Source organism: Serratia sp. CY84636, from assembly GCF_052166245.1.
In the GTDB taxonomy this organism is placed as follows: Bacteria; Pseudomonadota; Gammaproteobacteria; order Enterobacterales; family Enterobacteriaceae; genus Serratia; species Serratia nevei.
Genome location: NZ_JBJNOX010000007.1, coordinates 133,914 through 157,086 on the forward strand (window position 1 = coordinate 133,914; position 23,173 = coordinate 157,086).

General features: G+C 60.4%; 18 protein-coding genes, 1 tRNA gene and 2 other RNA genes. 2 read left to right on the plus strand and 19 right to left on the minus strand.

The annotated features are described in order from the left end of the window. Positions 1-37: 37 nt before the first annotated feature. From dppF to ACJ8QI_RS19610, 15 genes are all read right to left on the minus strand, one after another. Entirely contained in the window at positions 38-1,027 is a 990-nt protein-coding gene (gene dppF, locus ACJ8QI_RS19540) for a dipeptide ABC transporter ATP-binding subunit DppF (protein WP_060424251.1), read from the minus strand. Further along, positions 1,024-2,004 (minus strand): dipeptide ABC transporter ATP-binding protein, encoded by a 981-nt coding sequence (gene dppD / locus ACJ8QI_RS19545; RefSeq protein ID WP_038874024.1) that lies wholly within the window; start codon positions 2,002-2,004, stop codon positions 1,024-1,026. Before dppD ends, dppF begins: the two co-directional genes overlap by 4 nt. 15 nt (positions 2,005-2,019) lie before the next feature. Next, entirely contained in the window at positions 2,020-2,922 is a 903-nt protein-coding gene (gene dppC / locus ACJ8QI_RS19550) for a dipeptide ABC transporter permease DppC (protein WP_141971733.1), read from the minus strand. Between the two features lie 11 nt (positions 2,923-2,933). Continuing rightward, positions 2,934-3,953 (minus strand): dipeptide ABC transporter permease DppB, encoded by a 1,020-nt coding sequence (gene dppB / locus ACJ8QI_RS19555; RefSeq protein WP_043129106.1) that lies wholly within the window; start codon positions 3,951-3,953, stop codon positions 2,934-2,936. A gap of 170 nt (positions 3,954-4,123) precedes the next feature. Then, entirely contained in the window at positions 4,124-5,731 is a 1,608-nt protein-coding gene (dppA, locus tag ACJ8QI_RS19560; protein WP_107227504.1) for a dipeptide ABC transporter periplasmic-binding protein DppA, read from the minus strand. 601 nt (positions 5,732-6,332) lie between these two features. Then, positions 6,333-8,024 (minus strand): glycosyl hydrolase family 18 protein, encoded by a 1,692-nt coding sequence (locus ACJ8QI_RS19565; RefSeq protein ID WP_442532957.1) that lies wholly within the window; start codon positions 8,022-8,024, stop codon positions 6,333-6,335. 424 nt (positions 8,025-8,448) lie between these two features. Then, positions 8,449-8,577, minus strand: a non-coding RNA gene (locus tag ACJ8QI_RS19570) — RtT sRNA. A 36-nt stretch (positions 8,578-8,613) separates the two neighbouring features. Next, positions 8,614-8,742: non-coding RNA, RtT sRNA (locus tag ACJ8QI_RS19575), on the minus strand. Positions 8,743-8,779: 37 nt separating this feature from the next. Then, positions 8,780-8,856, minus strand: a tRNA-Pro gene (locus ACJ8QI_RS19580). A gap of 119 nt (positions 8,857-8,975) precedes the next feature. Then, complete coding sequence (locus tag ACJ8QI_RS19585; RefSeq protein ID WP_089181519.1) at positions 8,976-10,307, minus strand: MFS transporter; 1,332 nt, start codon at positions 10,305-10,307, stop codon at positions 8,976-8,978. A 95-nt stretch (positions 10,308-10,402) separates the two neighbouring features. Further along, complete coding sequence (gene uhpB / locus ACJ8QI_RS19590; RefSeq protein ID WP_141971737.1) at positions 10,403-11,947, minus strand: signal transduction histidine-protein kinase/phosphatase UhpB; 1,545 nt, start codon at positions 11,945-11,947, stop codon at positions 10,403-10,405. After that, complete coding sequence (gene uhpA, locus ACJ8QI_RS19595) at positions 11,944-12,534, minus strand: transcriptional regulator UhpA (protein ID WP_141971739.1); 591 nt, start codon at positions 12,532-12,534, stop codon at positions 11,944-11,946. The genes uhpB and uhpA overlap by 4 nt, the downstream gene beginning before the upstream one ends. Before the next feature lie 119 nt (positions 12,535-12,653). Then, entirely contained in the window at positions 12,654-14,348 is a 1,695-nt protein-coding gene (eptB, locus tag ACJ8QI_RS19600) for a kdo(2)-lipid A phosphoethanolamine 7''-transferase (RefSeq protein WP_141971741.1), read from the minus strand. A 225-nt stretch (positions 14,349-14,573) separates the two neighbouring features. Next, the gene (locus ACJ8QI_RS19605) at positions 14,574-14,999 is read right to left on the minus strand and encodes an organic hydroperoxide resistance protein (protein WP_004934114.1); all 426 of its coding nucleotides are present in this window, start codon (positions 14,997-14,999) and stop codon (positions 14,574-14,576) included. Positions 15,000-15,159: 160 nt separating this feature from the next. After that, complete coding sequence (locus tag ACJ8QI_RS19610) at positions 15,160-15,624, minus strand: MarR family winged helix-turn-helix transcriptional regulator (protein WP_049202597.1); 465 nt, start codon at positions 15,622-15,624, stop codon at positions 15,160-15,162. Positions 15,625-15,719: 95 nt separating this feature from the next. Between ACJ8QI_RS19610 and ACJ8QI_RS19615 the strand changes: the two genes are divergently transcribed. Continuing rightward, positions 15,720-16,319 (plus strand): HD domain-containing protein, encoded by a 600-nt coding sequence (locus ACJ8QI_RS19615; protein WP_025304829.1) that lies wholly within the window; start codon positions 15,720-15,722, stop codon positions 16,317-16,319. Here ACJ8QI_RS19615 and ACJ8QI_RS19620 read toward each other — a convergent pair whose 3' ends face one another. From ACJ8QI_RS19620 to ACJ8QI_RS19635, 4 genes are all read right to left on the minus strand, one after another. Next, the gene (locus ACJ8QI_RS19620; RefSeq protein ID WP_442532986.1) at positions 16,320-17,642 is read right to left on the minus strand and encodes a carbohydrate porin; all 1,323 of its coding nucleotides are present in this window, start codon (positions 17,640-17,642) and stop codon (positions 16,320-16,322) included. Between the two features lie 199 nt (positions 17,643-17,841). After that, entirely contained in the window at positions 17,842-19,245 is a 1,404-nt protein-coding gene (locus ACJ8QI_RS19625) for a glycoside hydrolase family 1 protein (RefSeq protein WP_442532958.1), read from the minus strand. Positions 19,246-19,259: 14 nt separating this feature from the next. After that, entirely contained in the window at positions 19,260-21,122 is a 1,863-nt protein-coding gene (bglF, locus tag ACJ8QI_RS19630; RefSeq protein WP_141971745.1) for a PTS beta-glucoside transporter subunit IIABC, read from the minus strand. 263 nt (positions 21,123-21,385) lie between these two features. Continuing rightward, the gene (locus ACJ8QI_RS19635; RefSeq protein WP_442532959.1) at positions 21,386-22,144 is read right to left on the minus strand and encodes an SDR family NAD(P)-dependent oxidoreductase; all 759 of its coding nucleotides are present in this window, start codon (positions 22,142-22,144) and stop codon (positions 21,386-21,388) included. Between the two features lie 114 nt (positions 22,145-22,258). Here ACJ8QI_RS19635 and ACJ8QI_RS19640 point away from each other — a divergent pair, with 114 nt between their 5' ends. Next, the gene (locus ACJ8QI_RS19640; RefSeq protein WP_288399891.1) at positions 22,259-23,122 is read left to right on the plus strand and encodes a LysR family transcriptional regulator; all 864 of its coding nucleotides are present in this window, start codon (positions 22,259-22,261) and stop codon (positions 23,120-23,122) included. Positions 23,123-23,173 lie beyond the last annotated feature (51 nt).

Here is a 23,173-nt window from a genome sequence, read left to right on the forward strand (position 1 = left end):
GTGCCGGCGTTTGGTTTAAGCAGGAAAATCCGACGCTTTACGTCCCCGGATGCTCGTCCTGATCGACCGCAAAGCAGGCCACCATCTGCTCACCGTACTGTTTCAGCTGCGGCTGCAGCTGCACGCAGGTGCCGAAGGCGCGGCGGCAGCGGGCGTTGAACGCGCAGCCCGGCGGCGGGTTCATCGGGCTGGGCAGTTCGCCGGTCAGCTTGATGCGCTCGCGGCGCATATCCGGGTTCAACCGCGGCGTCGCCGACAGCAGCGCCTGGGTATAAGGATGGCGCGGGTTGTTGAAGATCGCCTCTTTGCTGCCCTTTTCCACGCAGCGGCCGAGGTACATCACCATCACCTCGTCGGCGATGTGTTCCACCACCGACAGATCGTGCGAGATGAACACATAGGACAGCCCCAGCTCCTGCTGCAGATCCATCATCAGGTTCAGCACCTGAGCGCGCACCGACACGTCCAGCGCCGACACCGGTTCATCGGCGATCACCACGTCCGGGTTCAGCATCAGCCCGCGGGCGATGGCGATACGCTGGCGCTGACCGCCGGAAAACATGTGCGGGTAGCGGTCGTAATGCTCGGTCTTCAGGCCGACCTTCGCCATCATCTCCAGCGCTTTTTCCCGCCGTTCGGCGGCGCTGAGCGGGGTATTGATCAACAGCGGCTCCTCGAGGATCTGCCCGACCTTCTTGCGCGGGTTGAGCGATCCGTAAGGATTCTGGAACACGATTTGGATCTTCTGGCGGCGCAGTTTCTCGGCCGAGACGTCCGGCTTCAGCAAATCCTGCCCCTGATAGTACAGCTCGCCGCCGGTCGGCACTTCGATCATCGTCAGCAGGCGGCCGAGCGTCGATTTGCCGCAGCCCGACTCGCCGACCACCGCCAGCGTTTTGCCGCGCTCCAGGGTGAAGGAGACGCCGTCCAGCGCCTTGACCAGCCGCTCCGGCGCGAACAGGCCCTTTTTCACCGGGTAATGCTTCTTCAGGTCGATCGCCTGCAGTAAAGGTTGATTCTGGCTCATACGGTCGGCCTCCCCGCATCATCCAGCGGTGTGTGACATTTAACCTGACGGCCGGGAATGCTGCGCAGTTCCGGCTCCTCGTTACGGCAGCGCTCGTTGGCGTAGGGACAACGCGGGTTGAGCAGGCAACCGGTCGGGCGATCGTATTTGCCCGGCACCACGCCCGGCAGCGAAGCCAGGCGCGCCTTGTCGGCGGCGAACTCCGGCAGCGCGCGCAGCAGCGCCTGGGTATAAGGATGGCGCGGCGCGCGGAAAATCTCCGCCGCCTTGCCGGATTCCACCACCTGGCCGGCATACATCACGATGATGTGGTGCGCGGCTTCGGCCACCAGCGCCAGATCGTGGGTGATCAGCACCAGCGCCATGTTTTCGCGCTGCTGCAGGTCCAGCAGCAGTTCGATGATCTGCGCCTGGATGGTCACGTCGAGCGCGGTCGTCGGCTCATCGGCGATCAGCAGCTTCGGCCGACAGGCGATGGCCATGGCGATCATCACGCGCTGGCTCATGCCGCCGGAAAGCTGGTGCGGGTACACGTCCAGCCGCGAGGCCGGATCGGGAATGCCCACCTGGGTCAGCAGGTCGATAGCGCGCTGGCGGCGAGTGCGGCGGTTGCCGCCCTGATGCACCTTCAGCGCCTCCATGATCTGGTAACCGACGGTATAGCACGGGTTCAGGCTGGTCATCGGATCCTGGAAGATCATCGCCACTTCAGAACCCACCAGCTGGCGGCGCTCTTTTTCGGAGATCTTGCGCAGATCCTGGCCGTTGAACTCCAGCTTGTCGGCCATTACCTTGCCGGGGAAATCGATCAGGCCCATGATCGCCAGCGAGCTGACGGATTTGCCGGAGCCGGATTCACCGACGATGCCGACCACCTGGCCTTGCTCCACGCTGTAACTGATGCGGTCTACCGCGCGGAACGGGGTGCCTTCGTCACCGAAGTGCACCGAAAGCTTGTCTACATTCAATAACGCCATCTCTCTCGTCCTCTGTTACTGCTTGAGTTTGGGGTCGAGAGCGTCACGCAAACCGTCCCCCATCAGGTTAAATGCCAGCACCGTCAGCAGGATCGCCACGCCGGGGAAGGTCACTACCCACCAGGCGCTTTGCGCGAACTGCAGCACGTCGGAGAGCATGGTGCCCCACTCCGGCGTCGGCGGTTGCGCGCCCATGCCCAGGAAGCCGAGAGCGGCCATGTCCAGAATGGCGTTCGAGAAACCGAGAGAAGCCTGAACGATCAAGGGCGCCAGGCAGTTAGGCAGAATGTTGACGAACATCTGACGCAGCGCACCGGCGCCCGCCACCCGCGAAGCGGTGACGTAATCGCGGTTCACTTCCGCCAGCACCGCCGCGCGCGTCAGACGCACATAGTGCGGCAAGGCGACGAAGGTCAGCGCCAGCGAGGCGTTGACGATCGACGGCCCGAATACCGCCACCAGCACCAACGCCAGCAGCAGGCTCGGCAGGGCCAGCATGATGTCGACGACGCGCATGATCACCGCGTCCACCGCGCCGCCGAAGTAGCCGGCCAGCAGGCCGAGCACCACGCCCATGATCAGCGACAGCACCACCACCAGGCAGCCGACCAGCAGCGACAGGCGCGCACCGTACATCAGGCGCGACAGCACGTCGCGGCCCACGTCGTCGGTGCCGAGGAGATATTGCCAGCTGCCGCCCTCTTGCCACACCGGCGGCTTGAGCAGCGCGTCGCGGAACTGGTCCGCCGGCGCATGCGGCGCCAGCACCCCGGCGCCGAGCGCGATCACCAGCATCAGAACGATATACACCAGGCCGACCACGGCCCCTTTATTGCGCTTGAAATAGTGCCAGAACTCCTGAAACGGGGTCATTGGCTTCGGCGCACCTTTAACTGCAGACTCAGTGATTTGAGACATGAGAGCGCCCCTTATTTCTTGTGGCGAATACGCGGGTTGACCACGCCGTAGAGCACGTCTACCAGCAGGTTAACCAGAATGATCATACAGGCGACCAGCAACACCCCGCCCTGCACCACCGGGTAATCGCGGCGCTGCAGCGCGTCGATCAGCCAGCGGCCCAGTCCCGGCCAGGAGAAGATGGTTTCGGTCAGAATGGCGCCGGCCAGCATGGTGCCGACCTGCAGCCCGATCACCGTCACCACCGGCAGCAGCGCGTTGCGCAGCGCATGAACGACGATCACCCGCATGCGGCTCACGCCCTTGGCGCGCGCGGTGCGGATATAGTCTTCGCCCAACACTTCCAACATCGAGGAGCGGGTCATGCGCACGATCACCGCCAGCGGGATGGTGCCCAGCACGATGGCCGGCAGGATCATGTGCATCACCGCGTCGATAAAGTCGCCCGGCTCGCCCCAGATCAGGGTGTCTATCAGCATGAAGCCGGTCAGCGGATGGCTGTCGTCGAGGAATACCGTGTCGCTGATGCGCCCCGACACCGGCGTCAGGTTAAGCTGCACCGACACCAGCATGATCAGCATCATGCCCCACCAGAAAATCGGCATCGAATAGCCGGTCAGCGAGATGCCCACCGCCGTGTGATCGAACACCGAGCCGCGTTTGACCGCCGCCAGCACCCCGACCGGGATGCCTACCAGCACCGCGAAAAGCATCGCGCAGAAGCCCAGCTCCAGCGTGGCCTGAAAGCGCGGAACGAACTCGCTCCAGACGGAGATGCGACTTTTGAGTGAGGTGCCCAGATCGCCGTGCAGCACGTTGGACACGTAGGAGAAATATTGTTGATAGAGCGGCTTGTCCAGCCCCATTTCCGCCATCAGCTGCGCGTGGCGCTCGGCGGAGATACCGCGTTCCCCGGCCATGATGGTCACCGGGTCGCCGGGGATCATATGGACGAATGCAAAAGTCAGCAAGGTAATGCCGATAAACGTTGGGATAACTAACCCCAAACGTCGGAGTATGAACTGCAACATATCCCGAACTCTCTGTATCAATGCCCGGCAGCTCATCGTCCGCCAGGCTTATTAACGCTCACATGCCTTTGAACGATTCGACGGCCATACGCCGGAGACTGGTCAGCAGGGGCGCAAACCTGTTGCGCCCCTGCAAGTCCATTCGTGCGTCTCCGGTAAAGCGGTCGAAATCAGTCTACAGAGACATTCTCGAAGTGATGCTTACCGAGCGGATCCACGACGTAGCCTTTCACTTCCTTACGCACAGGCTCGTACACGGTGGAGTGTGCGACAATCAGCGCCGGAGCCTGATCGTGCATCACCACCTGCGCCTGTTTGTACAGTTCGATGCGCTTGTCGTGGTTGGATTCGGCGCGCGCCGGTTGAATCAGATCTTCAAACGGCTTGTAGCACCAGCGGGAGTAGTTGGAGCCGTCTTTCGCCGCTGCACAGCTGAACAGCGTGGCGAAGAAGTTATCCGGATCCCCGTTGTCGCCGGTCCAGCCCATCATCACCGTCTGGTGCTCGCCCGCTTTGGCGCGCTTGAGGTATTCACCCCACTCATAGGTCACGATTTTGGCTTTCACGCCGATCTTGGCCCAGTCGGCCTGGATCATTTCCGCCATGCGGCGCGCGTTCGGGTTGTAAGGACGCTGTACCGGCATCGCCCACAGGTCGATGCTGAAACCGTCGGCCATGCCCGCTTCTTTCAACAGTGCTTTCGCCTTGGCCGGATCGTAAGCGTAATCCTGCACCGCGTCGTTATAGCCCCACATGGTCGGCGGGATCAGGTTCTTGGCCGCCTGGCCCGCGCCCTGATAAACCGCATCGATGATCGCCTGCTTGTTGACCGCCATGGTCAACGCCTGGCGCACTTTCAGGTTATCCAGCGGCTTTTTCTCGACGTTGAACGACAGGTAACCCACGTTCAGGCCCGGCTGTTCCATCAGGTTGATGGACTTGTCTTGTTTCATGCGGGCGATATCGGCCGGGTTCGGGTACGGCATCACCTGGCACTCGTTTTTCTGCAGTTTGGCGTAACGCACGGAGGCGTCAGGCGTGATGGAGAACACCAGGCGATCGATCTTCGGCTTGGTGCCCCAGAAACCGTCGAACGCCTTGTACAGGATCTTGGAGTCTTTCTGGTATTGCAGCAGCTGGAACGGCCCGGTGCCGATCGGGTTCAGGTCGACTTTTTCCGGCGTGCCGGCTTTCATCATCACGTCAGCGTATTCTGCGGACAGGATGGACGCGAAGTCCATGCCCAGGTCAGCCAGGAACGGCGCTTCCGGCCGGTTCAGCACGAAGCGCACGGTGTTGTCGTCCACTTTTTCGATCTTGGCGATCAGCTTAGGCATGTCCATGCCTTCAAAGTATTCGTAACTGCCACCGGACACTTTGTGATAGGCGTTGTTCGCATCCAACTGGCGTTCAAAGGAGAACACCACGTCGTCGGCGTTGAAATCACGCGTCGGTTTGAAGTCTTTATTGCTCTGCCACTTCACGCCTTTGCGCAGGTGGAAGGTGTAGGTTTTGCCGTCTTCGCTGACGTCCCACTTCTCAGCCAGGCCCGGCTGCAGTTCGGTGGTGCCGATTTTGAATTCGACCAGGCGGTTGTAGATCGGTACCGAGCTGGCGTCGTAGGTGGTGCCGGAGGTGAACAGCTGCGGGTTGAACCCTTCCGGGGAACCTTCAGAACAGTAAACCAACGTCTTGGCCTGTACGCTGGCCGCCACGGTCAGCGCGATCAGCCCAATACCGAATTTCAGAATCCCCGATTTACCCAAGGAACGTGTCATCGTTAGTGCTCCATTGTGTGATGTGATGTGTGTAATTGCCGCCAGACCTGTATTTTTTATTGCGTGGCCTGTGCGATCGGCGCCCGAAGGCAGAAGGCGTACGAGGAGAGAATGCCGGATGGAACGCATCGCGGCGGGGACGTCTGAGCGCGTGGAATTCACTCAAACAACTCTCGCTCTTACCCCTGAGGCTATCAAGTTGCCAACTGTTTGGGGTGTCGTCAATATAACCAGTGGGGATTTACGCAGACTGTGAGAAACAGCAAACAAACATAAAAAAAACCTTTTGTTAACAGTTCCAGCATGAAAATTTATGCTAAGCGGTCATTTTTAGCGCATTGGTCTGACCCTCACAAACTTACTGGTTTTTAACTCCGTTAAAAAACCCCAAAACTTTGTTGCTGAATGATGAATATCTGAACGGTTATTTTTGTGATCGCCGTTAAAGACAGGAGGAAATGCTGAGGAATTACCCAAAAGGGTGAGTCCGATGAGCGCGTTTTGCACCGGGCAGGCCCACAATCTGTGCGGCGTAAAAAAACTTTCGGCGGTGAAAAAGCCGGGGGCGAAAGGATATCCCCCGGCAACGCACTGCAACCGATTATTGAACGCCGGCGCTGTTGCCCAGGCTGGCGTTCATGCTGTTGAGAATATCGCCGTTGTCCGCGTCGATCTCCCAGGAGAACAGGCCACCCAACTGCTTATCCAACACGTACTGGCCTTTGGCCTGCACCGAGCGGGCATCGTCGAAGGTGATCAGATCGCCGGTGGAAGGCTTGAACACGTAAGGCGCTTCCGCCGTGGCGTCGTAGGTATACTGCCACTCGCCGCTCATGAACTGGCTGGCGATTTGGCGGTAGTCCACGATGCCGTTCTCCCAGGTGCCTTTTACCGGCCCGGTGGCGGTACCGGTGAACGGAATATTGTTCTGGTAGCCGTTCACCCCGGTCCAGCCGCGGCCATACATGGCGGTGCCGACCACGATCTTGCCCGGCTTGACGCCCTGCGCCAGCAGCGCATTGACGCCGTTCACCGTCGTATAGGCAGTGTCCGGTTTCCAGGCAGGCGCATTCAGCGCGCTCTGATGCCCCAGGTTCTTCAGATCGAAGGCGCCGTAGAAGTCGTAGCTCATCAGGAAGATGTGATCCATCGAGTTCTGTGCGACGTTGTAAGCCACCTTGTCGATCTTGTCCTTGCCGGCGCTGATGGCGGAGGTTAGCTCATACTTGCGGCCGGTTTCCGCCGACAGCTGATCCAGCATCGCCCGCAGCTCTTTCATCAGCAGCACATAGGTTTCCCCGTCTTGCGAGCTGCCCAGGTTAGGGTTAGCGCCTTTGCCGCCCGGGAACTCCCAGTCGATATCCACACCGTCGAAGAACTTCCAGGTCTGCAGGAACTCTTTCACCGAGCCGACGAAGCGATCGCGCTTCACCTTGTCACCCATGAAGAAGAACGGGTCGGACAACGTCCAGCCGCCGATCGACGGCAGAATTTTCAGGTCAGGACGCGCCTGCTTCAGCGCCATCAGCTGGCCGAAGTTGCCCTTGTAGGGGTCATCCCAGGCGGTGACGCCCTTCTGCGCTTTTTGCAGCGCGGCGAACGGATCGTGGATCGAGACTTTGAAGTCCTCCCGGCCCTGACAGGAGCGCTGCAACGCCTGGAAACTGCCTTCGATCTCTTTCAGGCTGTCGTTGATGCCGTTGCCGCCGCAGATCGGGATAAAGCCGTACAGCAGGTGGGTCAGGTTTTGCGCCGGGATCTTGTCGACGGTGAAATTGCGCCCGTAAACGCCCCACTCGACGAAATAAGAACCGACGACTTTGCCGGAGTTTTGTTTATAAGGTTTGTTCTTTTCCAGCAGCGGCTCTTTCAACGGCGCCAAATGGCTACCGTCGGTATCGGCCACCACAATTTCGGTGGCGTCGCTGGCGGTGCAGCCGTCGGCATTACACAGTGCCACCTGCATTTGATAACGGCCGCCTTTATTCACTTTAAAATTCGCCGTACCGGAAGAACCGGTTGAAGGGCCGCTCCACGCCTCTTTGCCATTTAATAAAATTTTTGCCGTCGTGCCGGTGTCGCCATTCCATAAATTCCAGGAGACAGAAACGTCGGCGGCATTTTTTACCTTCACCAGATTATTATAAGCGGTGGCCGCCTGATCGACTTCGACAATGGCGAACTTGGTGTTGCCCCAGGCTATGGTCGGCTTGCCCGGCGCGGCGGCCTGCGCCGCGGAACACAGCGTACTGCCGATCAACAGCGCCAACAGCGGTTTATTAAATTTGCGCATAACTGATTCCTTTATTCCGAGAGGATAAACATAAAAGAGTTAATCGTCGCTACGCATTGCCGAAGCGAAAAAATTCCGCAATAATCCACGAAGATTAACGTTAATAAATAATCACGGTATTTCCCACGCGACGGGAATAAGAGTTCCCGCGTTGTCCATTTAGACTATAGGTAAAAAAAACGTGAAAACAAGAGCGCTATCAATCGGGTTTTATTTGGCAAGCATGAATTTATTTAAACATGAAAATAAGAACCTAATGGGAATAAGGAATGTGAATTAATTAAGCGTAAAGGATAAATATATTTCACGAGGACGGCAGATTGAGGCACGCCATAAAGCGAAGCCGGTCGTAGCGAGGAGGTACTCATCCTCATAAACTGCAGGCGAAAAAAAACCTGCTTTAAAAAGCAGGTTTTTCGAATGGTGGTCGGCGAGAGAGGATTACACGCATCTTTGATGCGCGCCCTGCGGGCCGTTGCTAAAGCAACGTTGTCTCGCTTCGCGAGGCTCGAACCTCCTGCGGAGGTGCTCATCCTCATAAACTGCAGGCGAAAAAAAACCTGCTTTAAAAAGCAGGTTTTTCGAATGGTGGTCGGCGAGAGAGGATTACGCGCATCTTTGATGCGCGCCCTGCGGGCCGTTGCTAAAGCAACGTTGTCTCGCTTCGCGAGGCTCGAACCTCCTGCGGAGGTGCTCATCCTCATAAACTGCAGGCGAAAAAAAAACCTGCTTTAAAAAGCAGGTTTTTCGAATGGTGGTCGGCGAGAGAGGATTCGAACCTCCGACCCACTGGTCCCAAACCAGTTGCGCTACCAAGCTGCGCTACTCGCCGATGCGGGGCGCATCTTACTGCTGGCGGTTATAGGCGTCAATCACTTTTTTGCCCCTGCATTTCAAGTGATGATAAAAGCGCCATAATGCGCTGCGCCGGGGCTGCGCAGCGCATTTTACTCAGGCGTTGGCCGGTTTCAGCGCCGGCGTCTGCGCACGCAGGAACGGCAGCAGGAACAGCGCTGACAGGCAAGCGGCGATGGAAATCACCACGAAGAAGCCGTTCCAATGCCAAATCTCCATCACCCGTGCAATCGGGTAGCCGGACAGCGCCGCGCCCAGGTAGGCGAACAGGCCGACGAAACCGGTCGCCGCGCCCGCCGCATCCTTGTGCGAGCACTCCGCCGCCGCCATGCCGATCAGCATCTGCGGGCCAAAGATGAAGAAGCCGATGGCGAAGAAGCAGCAGGCCTGCAGCAGGTAGGTCACGCCCGGCATCAGCCACAGCGCCGCCACCGACAGGAAGATACCGATGGCGAAGATCAGGTTCATCGGGCCGCGGTTGCCGCGGAACAGCTTATCGGAACCCCAACCGGCTACCAGTGAACCGATAAAACCGCCCACTTCAAACAGCGAGATGGCTGAGTTGGCGGTCATCAGCGAATAGCCCTTTTCCTGCGTCAGATAGAGGTTGCCCCAGTCGTTGATCGCGGTGCGCACGATATACACCAGCACGTAAGAAACCGCCAGCAGCCAGATGTACTTGTTGGTCAGCACGTAGCGTTTGATGATCTCGCGGTTGCTCAGCCCCTGGCCTTCCGATTCCTGCACCAGCTCCATGGCGTCGTTACGCCATTTGCCGACGCTCGGCAGCCCCAGGGTGGATGGCTTGTCGCGCAGGCGCCAGCACATCAGCAGGCCAAGCACCACGCCGATGATACCGGGAATGATCATGCCGTAACGCCAGCTGAAGTGCAGCGAGATAAAGCCCACCAGCAGCGGGATCAGCGCCCCACCAACGTTGTGCGAGGTGTTCCAGATCGCCCACCAGCTGCCGCGCTCGGAGCGCGAATACCAGCTGGTGAGGATTTTCGAGCACGGCGGCCAGCCCCAGCCCTGGAAGAAGGCGTTGAGGATCCACAGCGTGCCCAGCATCAGCAGCGACGAGCTGAGGCCGAAGAAGATATTCAGCACCCCGGTCATGATCAGACCCAGCCCCATAAAGTAACGCGGGTTGGAGCGATCGCTGATCATGCCGGAAATGAATTTCGAGCAGCCGTAGGTGATGTAGAACAGCGTGCCGAGGATGCCGACGTCGGACATCGTCAGGCCCAGATCGCTCAGCATCGCCGGCATGATGAAGTTGAAGCTTTTGCGCGTGAAGTAAAACGCGGCGTAGCCGATGTACATGGTGCACATCAGCTGGATGCGCCAGTATTTGTAGCTGGCGTCGATCTGCCGTTGATCGGTGACCTGCGGCGCGTCCGAGCGGCTTTTAAGGAAAGACCACATGTGGAACCTCAGAGGATTGAATAAAGTGCCGCTATGATGCTCCCCGCGCGCGCGGGAGGCTTACGCCAGATTCCCGACGCGGTTAGGAGTTTTTCCTAGTTTTGCGCTTGCGCCGGTGAAACTGTGGGCAAGATCACACTCAAACAGGCGCCCCGTTCAGCGGTGAACCGCAGGCTGCCGCCGAGGGCGCTGATGCGCTCCTGCATGCCCCGCAGGCCGTACCCCGGCTGATGGTTGTCCGCATCGAAGCCCACGCCGTTGTCGCGGATGGTCAGGGCGATCAGCGGCGCGGCGCCTTTGCGCGGCTGCAGGCGCGCGTCCAGCTCCAGGCGGCTGGCGCCGGCGTGCCGGCACACATTGGTCACCCCTTCCTGACACACCCGGTACAGCGTGATCTTCAGCGTTTCATCCAGCAGCTCGTCCGGCACCTGCCATTGCAGGCTGCTCACCAGCGACGCGTCCTGCGGCAGCGACTCCCGCAGCATCGCCGCCACCGCCGCCGACAGCGGCAGGTTGTTCAGCGCCGCCGGCCACAGTTGGGTCAGCACGTCGTGCACCCCGTCGTAGACCCGCAGCGCCAACGCATCGATGGTGTCGGCGCAGCCGATCACCGCCGGCTCCGGCGCCAGGCGTTTGACGATGCTGGCCTGGGTACGAATCACGGTGATGGTCTGCCCCACCTCATCGTGCAGCTCGCGCGCCACCTCGCGCCGGGTTTGCTCCTCCGCCGTCACCAGCGCCCGCGCCAGCTGCCGGTTCTCCGCCAGCCGCAGCCGCAGCTGCTGATTCAGCTCGCGCTGGCGCTGAATGCCGGCGCCCAGCAGCAGCCCGGTCAGGCTTTGGGCCAGCAGCGACAGCAGCAGATCGCGGTGCGACTCCGGCTGCGGCGGCTCGTTGACCATCAGCGCCACGCCGTTGAGCAGCGTCGCCAACAGCGCGCCCTGCCAGCCGTAGCGATAAGACATGAACACGATAGGAATGGCCAGGCAGAAAGGCGCGAAACGCCGCAGCTCGGCGGCGTTCACCTGCTGCTGCAGCCAGATGCTGAATGCAAACAGCAGCAGATAGCTGGCCAGGTGGCCGAGGCGCAGCTCCACCGGCTTGTGGATTAGCCCCGGCTCCAGCGGCACCCAGATTTGGCGCGCCAGATAGTGCCACAACAGCAGGCAGGTCGGCGCGATGGTGAAACCGCCGGTCAGGCCGAGCAGCAGCGCACGGGCGCCTTCGCCGCTCACCAGCTGCCACACCAACGCCTGCAGCAAGGCGGCGGCCACCACCACCGCGCCCTGCAACAGCGGCCAACGCCATTCGCTGTCGCTCTGTTGATGGCGCAACAGCCACGGCGAGGCCAGCAGGCTGAGCAACACCGTCAACACCAGCACCGCCACCGACGCCCACAGCGCCGGGCCGTAACCGAACTGGTCCGCCAGCAGCGCCATCAGCAACAGATCGGCCAGCAGGATCCCCGGCCAGAAACGGTACGGGCTCTGCAGCAAAATGCCCATGCGCAGGCCGAACGGGAACAGCAGCAGCGCCTGCCAGGGCGGGTCGATCAGCGCGGTGCCGATGCCCCACAGGCAAAACGCGCTGGCGGCGTAGATGAAAAACAGCGCCAGCTGGGTGATCAGGCGCTGCGTCACAGGTTCAGCATCCGTCTGGCCAGTTCGACGTTGTTGGTGATGCCCAGCTTGGCGAACAGGTTGGCGCGATGCACATGCACCGTCTTCGGCGACAGCCCCAGTGCGGCGGCGATCTCGCGCACTTCCTGGCCCTGCGCCAGCAGCAGCGCGATCTCACGCTCGCGGCGGGTCAGCGGATCGACCCTCACCCGCGCCAGCTGCTGGGCGATTTCCGGCATCAAATAGACACCGCCGCCGGCGACGGTGCGCACCGCGGTGATCAGATCTTCCGGCTTGCAGCGCTTGGAGAGGAAGCCGCTGGCGCCGCGATCCAGCGCCATTTCCACCAGCGCCGGGTTATCGTGCATCGACAGCATCACCACGCGAATGCCGGAAGGAATGTCTGCCAGCAGATCCAGCCCGCTGCCGTCCGGCATCGAAATGTCGCAAATGCAGATTTCCGCCTCCAGCCCCGGTAGGCCGGCGCGCGCCTGCGCCGCGCTGCTGAACTCGCCCACCACCTGAATATCGGCCTCCAGCGACAGCAGCTGCACAAAGCCCGAACGCACAATGTCATGATCGTCGATAAACGCCACGCGCAGGGTCATGGAAATCTCCGGTTAGAAGGGGAAGTGCGCAAGTATACCGTATGCACACACCGGAATAATTGATGAAGAGAATGTATTGGCGGAAATTACCGGGTGCGCAAGGCACCCGGCGGGCGGGATTACAGGCGGGCAGGCGCCGTTTTATTCTGCGGGAGATGGCACCAGTTGTTTTTATCCACGATGCCGCCGTTCGGCGAGGTGTAGCCGAGGCAGCCGAGGATGGTGTCGAACAGCTCGACGTGGCGATGCGTTTTGCCGATGCGCTGCTGCGCCTGCAGTTGCTCAAAGGCGCTGAGGTGCTGCGGGTTCTCGAGGAACTTGTCCGACGCCCATACGATCATCGGCACGCGGAACTGCTCCGGCGGCGCCATTTCGCGCGGCGTGCCGTGCAGGTGCGTATTCTCGCCGATCGATTCGCCGTGATCGGCGGCATAGAACACGATGGCCTTCTTGTCGCGCACCTGGTCGATCACATTACTGATAAAGCTGTCGGTGTACAGCACCGTATTGTCGAACGCGTTGATCAGCTGCGCCTTGGTGCAAGAGTCGTCCACCCCCATGCACTCCGGCTGATAGCGCGCATAGCTGCGCGGATAACGCTGCGAGTACAGGTAGTGCGAGCCTTTGGTATGCAGGATCACCAGGTGTTTGCCCTTCGGATAACGCGCCAGCGACTCCTTCATCTCGTTCACCAGCAGCATATCGTCGACCGCCTTGCCGTCGTTGCGCTTCTCGGACGCGATCATCTCGCGGAACGAATAGTTGTTCACCTCGGTGTTGTTGTAGAACCACACCTCGCTCTGCATGGCGAACAGCTCGGAAGAGAAGCCCAGATCCTTCAGCACCGCGAACACGTTCTGCTCTTTCAGCGTGCGCTGCGGATTATCCTCGGTGCCGCCTTCGCGCACAAACATGCAGCGCAGCGACAGCTTGGTGGCGGTGTCGCACGACTCACCGCGAAACGCCACCAGGTTCTTCTCTTTCGACAGCCGCGGCGTGGTATCGCGCTCATAGCCCAGCATGCCCATGTGATCCCAGCGCGTGGTCTCGCCGATGATGAACACCACGTAGGTATCGTCGATATCCGCCGGCGGTACATAGGTGAAGTGTTTGCCCGGATCGAACATCGTGCTCTGGTCCTGGCTTTCGTCATAGCGGGTATAGGCAAACAGCCCCAGCGCCGACAGCCAGTTGGACGGCAGATACGAGTGCGCTACCACGCCGCCGTAGCTCGGCAGATCGACGTTGGCGAGCTTCTCCTGCACGCTCTGCTCGTCGTCCAACATGCGCAGCGGCAGCCAGACCAGCGCCACCACCGCCAGCAACACCAGCAGCGGCTTGATGCGATGACCGGGGGTTTTCAGCTGTTCAATCAGGGTGTAGCGCAGGCTGTTTTTCCAGATCAGCAGCAGCGGCAAGGCGCTGAGCGCCACCATCCACAGCACGAAGTGCAGGCCGACCACCTCTTTCGACAGATCGATATCGGTAGTCATCACCGACACCACGATGCCGTAGCCGATCACCACGTTAAAAAACGTCATGTAGTAGCTGGCAGCCACCGAAATCAACACCAGCAGCGAGGCGACGATGCGATAAAACAGCCGGCCGCCGAGCGATACCAGCCGCATGATGAAGAATGTGAACAGGACGATAGCGATGACTTCCGTCACCGCCGAAATCAGCTTAATTCCCTGAATGCCATGCGCCAACGAATCAAAACGGCGATAGAAAACGGACAGGTTTAGAAAGATGCCGATATAGATCGCTAACAATAACGATAAATTCTGCTGTGATAGCGATTTAACTTTGTTCATGTAACGCGGTGGCTCCGGGGACGGTGTAGCGGTTCTGACTCAGTCAGACACTGATTGCGGCTTCTGGTTCAGCCAACCGGCAATAAGCGTTATTTTGCGGGTAATAATCAAGAGAATTCTCACAAAAAGGACAAAATTTACCGTTTTTTTGAGCGATTTTCAGGCAGGGCACACAAGAAAATGGAGGGACAAACCCTCCATTTTTTCCAGATATCGGCAAAAATCTTACTTAACGTTCAGAGTCACATCGATATTTCCACGGGTGGCGTTGGAGTATGGGCACACCACGTGCGCCTTTTTCACCAGATCTTCCGCCACGCTGCGCTCGATGCCCGGCAGCGAGATATCCAGCTGCACTTCGATGCCGAAGCCGTTGGGGATCTCACCGATGCCGACGGTGCCGTCGATCTTGGCTTCGGCCGGGATTTTGACCTTTTCCTTCGCCGCGACAAACTTCAACGCGCCGAGGAAACAGGCGGAGTAACCGGCGGCGAACAGCTGCTCGGGGTTGGTGACTTCGCCGCCGGCGCCGCCCATCTCTTTCGGCACGCCCAGTTTCACGTCCAACACGCCGTCGGAGGAGGTCGCACGGCCGTCGCGGCCGCCGGTTGCGGTGGCGTGAGCGCGGTAAACCACTTTCTCAATAGACATCGTTCATTCCTTCTTGCTGGTTGGCGAGATGACTACGGCTTCCACGAGGTAAAGCCGGTCACATATTTATCTTTTGCGATTAAATCGCGCACTACTTATATTTAACACTTATTAACCAGTGTAGACCACCCGCGCCGTTCTTGCGTCCGGCGGCGGCGGGTCAAATCTGATCGATCAGGCTGCCGCGCAGCTTTTCCAGCTGCTGTTTGAGCGAGACGATCTCGTCCAGGCTGCAGTCGGTGGCGCACATCACCGCCTCGGGCACCGATTGAGCCCGCTCGCGCAGCGCGCGGCCGGCTTCGGTCAGGGCGATGATCACCTGCCGCTCGTCGGTGGTGGCGCGATAGCGCACCAGCAAACCGGCGGTTTCCAGCCGCTTCAGCAGCGGCGTCAACGTGGCGGAATCGAGGAACAGCCGCTCGCCGATATCCGATACCGTCACCCGATCGCGCTCCCACAGCACCATCATCACCAGGTATTGCGGGTAGGTGAGTTCGAGCTGACTCAACAGTTTGCGGTAGACTTTGTGCAACGCCAGATTGGCGGAGTACAGCGCGAAACAGAGCTGCTGATCGAGCTGCAGCAGGTTCTTCGCCTTGGGTTGTTCGGTCTCGGTGCTTTTCATGTGTATGAATATAGATAGTGCACGATGTAATCGCAAGCTATTTCTTGTGAGGTATGCTACCTTTTTTATGCAGAGGATGCTCGGAGGGAAAGGAAATGACGAATACGCTTGTAGAACGCGCGCGCCGCTACGCCACCAAGGCGCATGCGGCCATCGATCAGCGCCGCAAATACACCGACGATCCGTACATCGTCCACCCGCAGGCGGTGATGGAGCTGGTGCGCAGCGTGCCGCACACCGAAGAGATGCTGGCGGCCGCCTGGCTGCATGATACGGTGGAAGACACGCCCACCACCCTCGGCGATATCGACAGCCATTTCGGGCCGAAGGTGGCGGAGCTGGTGCGGATGTTGACCAACGTCAGCCACGCCGAGGACGGCAACCGCTTCGAACGTAAAAACCGCGATCGGCGCCACAGCGCCGGCGCGTCGCCGCAGGCCAAAACCATCAAGCTGGCGGATCTGATCGACAACACCCGCTCGCTGCTGGACTACGACAGCCACTTCGCCCAGACCTACCTGATCGAGAAACAGCGCCTGTTGGAGGTACTGACCGAAGGCGACCCGACGCTGTGGCGCCAGGCCAGCCATATCGTTGAACAGGGGCTGCTCAGGTTGCAGCAGCCACCGCACAACGTTCCGGCCAGCTGGTTCGAACACGCCCGCCGGCGCTACCGCGAGAGCGACGCGGCCTGATCAGAAGGTCACCACCGTTTTCAACGCCGTCACCCAGGCGTCCTGCGTCTCACTGACGCCCGCCGGGTGATGCCAATACTGCAGGCCCGGCTGCAGCTGTAGCCACGGCGTGACGTTAACGCGGTAATACAGCTCCGCCGTCACCGAGTGGCCCGGTACCGGCCGGTAGTTCGGATCGTGATAATCGCTGATGCCGCTCATCTGGTTGAGATACCGCTGATTGTCTTTGTAGCGGTCGCTCAGTTTCACCACCGAGACACCGAGCCCCAGCCAGTCGTCCGGCCGCGCATCGAACAGCCCGCGATAGCGAATGCCGGTCGAGGTAGACCAGTGCAGGTAGTTGCTGCGCTGATCCCCCAGGCCCAGGCTGTAGAACACGCTCAGGCCGCGGTTGACGTCATCCGCATGGCGCGTCACCTGCTGGTTAAAACCGGTATACAGGAACCAGGTGCGATCGTGGTTGCGATAACCCTGCGGATCGCTGGCGCCCGGCCCGCCGGACACCCCTTCATAAAGATCGCGCTGGCGCGCGTTGGTGAACAGCACACCCAGGTTATACACCCCCGGCAGCTGGTTGACGGCGTGGGTTTTCAGCTCCAGCTCCATCGGCAACAGGAAGCCTTTGCTGCCCTTGGTGGACCAACTCCAGGCGTGGCTGCGGCTGGGGGCGCTCGGGTTCTGCTCCATCACCCCGCCCTTGAGCGTCAGGCCATCGGTCAGCTTGTATTGCAGCGTGGTGCCCCAGTAATGCACGTTCCAGTTGTACCAGGTCAACGAGTTGGCAGACTTGCCGCCGCACAGCGTCAGCGTCTGAAAATCGCAGGGGATGATCTGATCGAAATCCTGCACCTTGTTCATCATGCCGATGCGCCACTGCAGCCGCTGCTCGAGGAAGGAACGGCTGAAGGTCAGCCAGCCCAGGCGGGTAATCGACTGCCCGCCAAAGCTCTCCTGCGACAGATCGGTCAGGCCGACGCGCGAGTCCTGCAAGCGATCGCGGGTCAGGTTATTGTCATGGTTGCGGTTGACGATATTGCCTTCGATCGCCGCGTCCGGAATGCCGGTCAGCGCCTGCAGATCCTGACTGAAGGTCAGCGAGAATTGGTCGATGTACGACGCCTGTTTATCGTGGTTGTAACCGCCGCCGGCGTTATACGACAGCTGGCTGAGGTAGCCGAGATTATAGTGGAAACCGTGATCCTCCAGGATCGGCCTGATCCCCAGCATATCCCCCAACAGCCCGGGCTGCGGCGGCTCAAAGCCGAGCGCCACCCCTTCCCATTTGACGGTAGGGGCTTCGACGTCCTTGCCGGTTTGCAGCATTTCCGCCTGCGCCTGGCTGCACCACAGCGCCAGCGCCGCCAGAGTCATGGAACGAGGTAATAAGCTTTTCATCATTATTATATTTCTCCGCATAACGGCTGACTGCGGGCAACAGCATTCCCTGGGAGAGAATTTCCCATCATGAACAGCAGCGAATAACGTTAGGTTAACGCCCGGCGCTTGCCGCCGGGCTTAGAGATTAGCGCCGGTCTTTCAGGCTGGCGCCGTTGCTGTGGATCACATCGCGATACCAGTAGAAACTTTTCTTGCGGCGGCGCTCGAGGCTACCGTTGCCAGCATCGTCTCTGTCGACGTGAATGAAGCCGTAGCGCTTCGACATTTCGGCCTTCGAGGCGCTGACCAAATCGATCGGCCCCCAGCTGGTGTAGCCCATCACCTCGACGCCGTCGTCGATGGCTTCCGCCACCTGCACCAGATGGTCATTGAGGTAGTTGATGCGGTAGTCGTCGTTGATACTGCCGTCCGCCTCGACGCGGTCTTTGGCGCCCAGCCCGTTCTCAACGATGAACAGCGGCTTCTGATAGCGGTCATACAGCACGTTGAGCAGGTAGCGCAGCCCGATCGGATCGATTTGCCACCCCCACTCCGAGCTGGCCAGGTGCGGGTTCGGCACCATATCGAGAATGTTGCCGCGCGCCGTCTCGAACTGCTCCGGGTCGGCGGTGACGCAGCCGCTCATGTAGTAGCTGAACGAGATGAAATCGATGGTTTCGCGCAGCGTTTGCCGATCTTCCTCGGTGATCGCCACCTGGATGCCGTTTTCACGGAAAAAGCGCTGCATATAGGCCGGATAATAGCCGCGCGCCTGCACATCGCCGAAGAACAGCCAGTCGCGGTTTTGCCGCTGGGTTTCCAGCAGATCTTCCGGCTTGCAGCTCAGCGGATACAGAATGCCGCCCAGCAACATGTTGCCGATTTTGCCCTCCGGCACGATCTCGTGGCAGGCCTTCACCGCTCTGGCGCTGGCCACCAGCTGATGGTGGATCGCCTGATAGACGGCGCTCTTGTCGCTTTCCTGCGGCAGGCCGACGCCGGTGAAGGGCGCATGCAGCGACATGTTGATCTCATTGAAGGTCAGCCAATGTTTGACCTTGTGCTTATAGCGTTCGAACACGGTGCGCGCATAGCGCTCGAAGAAATCGATGGTGCGCCGATCGCCCCAGCCGCCGTAGTGCTTCACCAGGCCGTAAGGCATCTCATAGTGCGACAGCGTGATCAGCGGCTGAATGCCGTACTTCGCCATCTCGTCGAATAACCGATCGTAAAACGCCAGCCCGGCTTCGTTCGGCGTCTCTTCGTCGCCCTGTGGAAAAATGCGCGTCCAGGCGATCGAGGTGCGCAGGCACTTGAAGCCCATTTCGGCGAACAGCGCGATGTCCTCCGGATAACGATGATAGAAATCGATCGCCACGTCCTTGATGCCGCTGTCGCCCGCCATGCGCGGCGTAATGGCGCCGAAGATGCCCTGCGGCTGCAGATCGGAGGTCGACAGCCCCTTGCCGTCGGCCTGATACGCGCCTTCTACCTGGTTCGCCGCTACCGCGCCGCCCCACAGAAAATGTTGCGGAAACTTGCCGTTCATCGCTTGCTCCTCAATTAACGTAATAAAGTCAGCAGCGGCGCCTGTTCCTGCACCGGAGACAGGCCGCTGGTCAACACGTCCACGTAGTCATCGCTGTTGCTGATGATGATCGGCGTGGTGGTGTCATAGCCGGCGGCATGGATCGCCGCCTGGTCGAACTCGATCAGCAGATCGCCCGGGGCGACCCGCTCGCCTTCCCGCACGTGGGCGGTGAAATGCGCCCCGTCCAGCTTCACGGTATCGATGCCGACGTGGATGAGAATCTCCGCACCGTCGTCCGATTCAATACCGATGGCGTGTTTGGTCTTGAACAGCGACGCCACGCTGCCGCTGACCGGCGCCACCACGCGCCCCTGCTGCGGCGCAATCGCCACCCCTTTCCCCAGCAGGCCGCTGGCGAAGGTCGCGTCGTTCACCTGATCCAGCGGCACGATGTCGCCGGCGATCGGGCTGAGGATGGCCTGTTTGCGGTTTAGCGGCGCGGCGGCTTCAGGCTGCACCGTCTCTTCCGCCGGTGCGACGCCGAACAGATAGCTGGCCAGCGCGGCGAACACGAACGACAGCAGGGTGCCGCCGATCGCGCCCCATACCGTGGCGTCGATGCCGCCGCCGGGGATGATCTGCGCGAAGGTGAATACGCTCACCAGGCCGAACGAGTAGACCGAGGTATGGAAGTAGCCGATCACCGCACCGCCCAGCGCGCCGCCGATGCAGCCGAAAATGAACGGGCGCTTGTTCGGCAGGGTGACGCCGTACACCGCCGGTTCGGTGATGCCGAAAATCCCGGCGCCGATGGCCGAAGCGGACAGCGCCCGCAGCTTGGCGTCGCGGGTGCGCAGCATCACGCCCAGCGTGGCGCCGACCTGCCCCATTACCGCCGGCAGCAGCAGCGGCACCATGGTGTCGCGCCCCAGCACGCTCAGGTTATTGATCATCAACGGCACCAATCCCCAATGCAGGCCGAAGATCACGCACACCTGCCACATCGCCCCCATAAAGGCGCCGGCGATGATCGGGTTAAAGGCGTAAATGCTCTGATAGCCGTTGGCCAGCAGGTGGCTGAGCCAGGTCGCCGCCGGGCCGATCAGCAGGAAGGTCAACGGCACGGTGATCGCCAGGCACAGCAGCGGCGTGATGAAATTGCGCAGCGCGCTGTGGATCACCCGATTAAACAACGGCTCCAGGCGGCAGGATACCCAGGCCGCGAAGATGATCGGGATCACCGACGAACTGTAGTTGATGAAGGTCAGCGGAATGCCGAAGAAATATTCGCGCACCGCCCCCGGCTGCTGCGCCGCTTCGAACGCCGCCATCATCAGCGGATGCGTCAACGCGCCGCCGATCGCCATGGTGACAAACGGGTTACCGCCGAATTTTTTCCCGGCGGTGTAGCCGAGCATGATCGGGAAGAAGTAGAACAGCGAGTCGCTGGCGGCGAACAGCATTTTGAAGGTGCCGCCGCTCTCCAGCAGCCAGCCGCAGGCCAGGCTCAGCGCCAGGAAGCCTTTCAGGATCCCCGAAGCGGCCATCACCCCGAGCAGCGGGGTAAAAATGCCGGACACCAGATCGATAAAGCGGCTGAGCAAGCTGTCTTTTTTACCGCCCGCGTCGTCGCTCGGCGCGCCCTCGGCCAATCCGCCGACCCGGTTGACCGCGTCGAACACCTCCGCCACGTGGTTGCCCACCACCACCTGGAACTGGCCGCCGCTCTCCACCACCATGATGACGCCGGGGTTTTTCTTCAGCGCTGCCGCGTTGGCGCGAGTGTCGTCACGCAGCTTGAAACGCAGGCGGGTGGCGCAGTGCACCAGGCTTTTCACATTGTCGCGGCCACCGACGCCGGCCAAAATCTCACTGGCTAATGTGTCATATTTCATACGGTTATCCTTAGACTTCGCGTTCTGCCGCTCCCCCCCCCCCCGCACTGGCCTGGCGCTGAGGCGGAATTCGGCGCAAAAAAAAACCTAAACCTCGCGGCCTCTGCCCTATCGGGGAACAGAAACGCGAGGTTTAGGTTTTGCCTGCCGCAGCAGTAACAACCCTAAATCGGTTGAGCTATGACGTTAACACCGCGGATTTTACCGGGGCAAGCCTTTGCATCGGCAAATTGCCGAACTGTGATCGCGGGGGCAAAACGGCCTCAATGCGCGAAATAATGCATGCCACCATCTACCGGGATCACCGCGCCGGTGATATATCGCGCGAGCGGGGAACAAAGAAACGCCGCCAGATAGGCCATATCTTCCGGTTCGCCGAAGTAGCCAATCGGGATATGTTGCGCAATGAACGCCTGGCGTGCTTCATCGCAAGCGTATAAGCGCTCGCGGATCTGTTCACTGTTGATGCGCCCCGGCTGTAGCGTATTGACGGTAATCCCCTGCGCAGCCACGTCGCCGGCCAATCCTTTGGCCCACAGATGCAGCGCGCCCTTGGCGGCGCTGGCGGCGCTCAGGCTGCGCGGCTCCATCGAGCCGCTGATGTTGATCACCCGGCCCCAGCCTTGCGCCTGCATGGCCGGCAACAGCGCCTGGGTCAACCGCCGGGCCGGTGTGAAATTCAAAGCAAAGGCGTCATCCCAGCTGCGATCGCTGTCGTTCAGCGTTGTGGGGTGAAACGCGCCGACCGCGTTGATCAGGATATCGATTGTCCCCACCTGACGCAGCGCCTGCACCGCCAACTGGGCTATCGCCTCAGGGTCGGTCACGTCTGCAACGGCTACCCACGGGCGCACCGCCCCTTGCCGTTCTACCTCATCCGCCAGCGCCTGCAGCCGCTCACCGCGTCGTGCGGTAGCCACCACCGTGACCCCTTGAGCGGCCAATACTCTGACCATGCCGGCACCGATCCCTTCACTGGCGCCCGTGACCAATGCCGTGCGTTGCTGCAGTTGCAAATTCATAAGAAACCCTAATTGAATAATTCAATTTAAAAGGAAACGTTCACACATTGAATCACACCGTTATTCGTGTGAATATTCCCTAAAATCTCATCATCAATGTGCAGGAATTCACCGATGTTTGACTGGCAGGATTTAAAACACTTCATGGCGCTGGCGCGTACCGGTTCGTTGTCGGCGGCAGCGCGGGAGCTGGGTTGCGATCACGCCACCGTCGGGCGACGCGTAGCGGCGCTGGAACAGGCGCTCGGCCTGCGTTTGATCGTGCGTCTGCCGCGCAGCACGCCCTTGACCCAGGACGGGCAGGCGATTGCCGGGCTGGCGGCGGAGATCGAGGAGCAAAGTCAGGCTATCGCCCGCCATGCGCGCAGCGCCGGCGCAACGCCACAGGCCGGCGTGCGCATCAGTGCGCCGCCGTCGATCGCCGCGCATATTCTCGCGCCGCGCATCGCCGCATTTAACCAGGCTTTCCCGCAAATCGTCGTCACGCTGGCGGGTGAATCGGCGCTCGCCGAGCTGGATCGCGGTGAAGCCGACATCGCCGTGCGCATGGTGCGCCCACAGCAACCGGAGCTGTTGACGCAGCGCATCGGCATGATGCGCTACGCGCTGTATGCCGCACCGGAGCACGCCGCACTGCCCGACGCGGCGCGCCGCTTTCTCGCCTATGACCATCACTATCGGCAGCAGCCGCATCAGCAATGGCTGCAACAGCTGTTGCAGGGCCGTCCGGTGGTCTTTCAGGCCAGCGATCTGTTTTCACTGCAGCAAGCGGCGCGTTCGGGGCTAGGTGCTGCCGTTTTGCCGACGTTCGTCGCCGATGGCGATCCGGATCTGGTCGCGTTGCCCACGGCCAACGCCGCGCCAACGCGCGAGCTTTGGCTGGTGACGTATCCCGATTTAGCGCGCACCGCTGCCGTGCGCGCGGTGATGAATTTCCTGGTCGAAACGCTCGGCAAAACATGCCCATTGCCGGCATAAAGCATCAGAATGACTAATATAAACACTGGACAAAAGTCACGCGGGGGATTA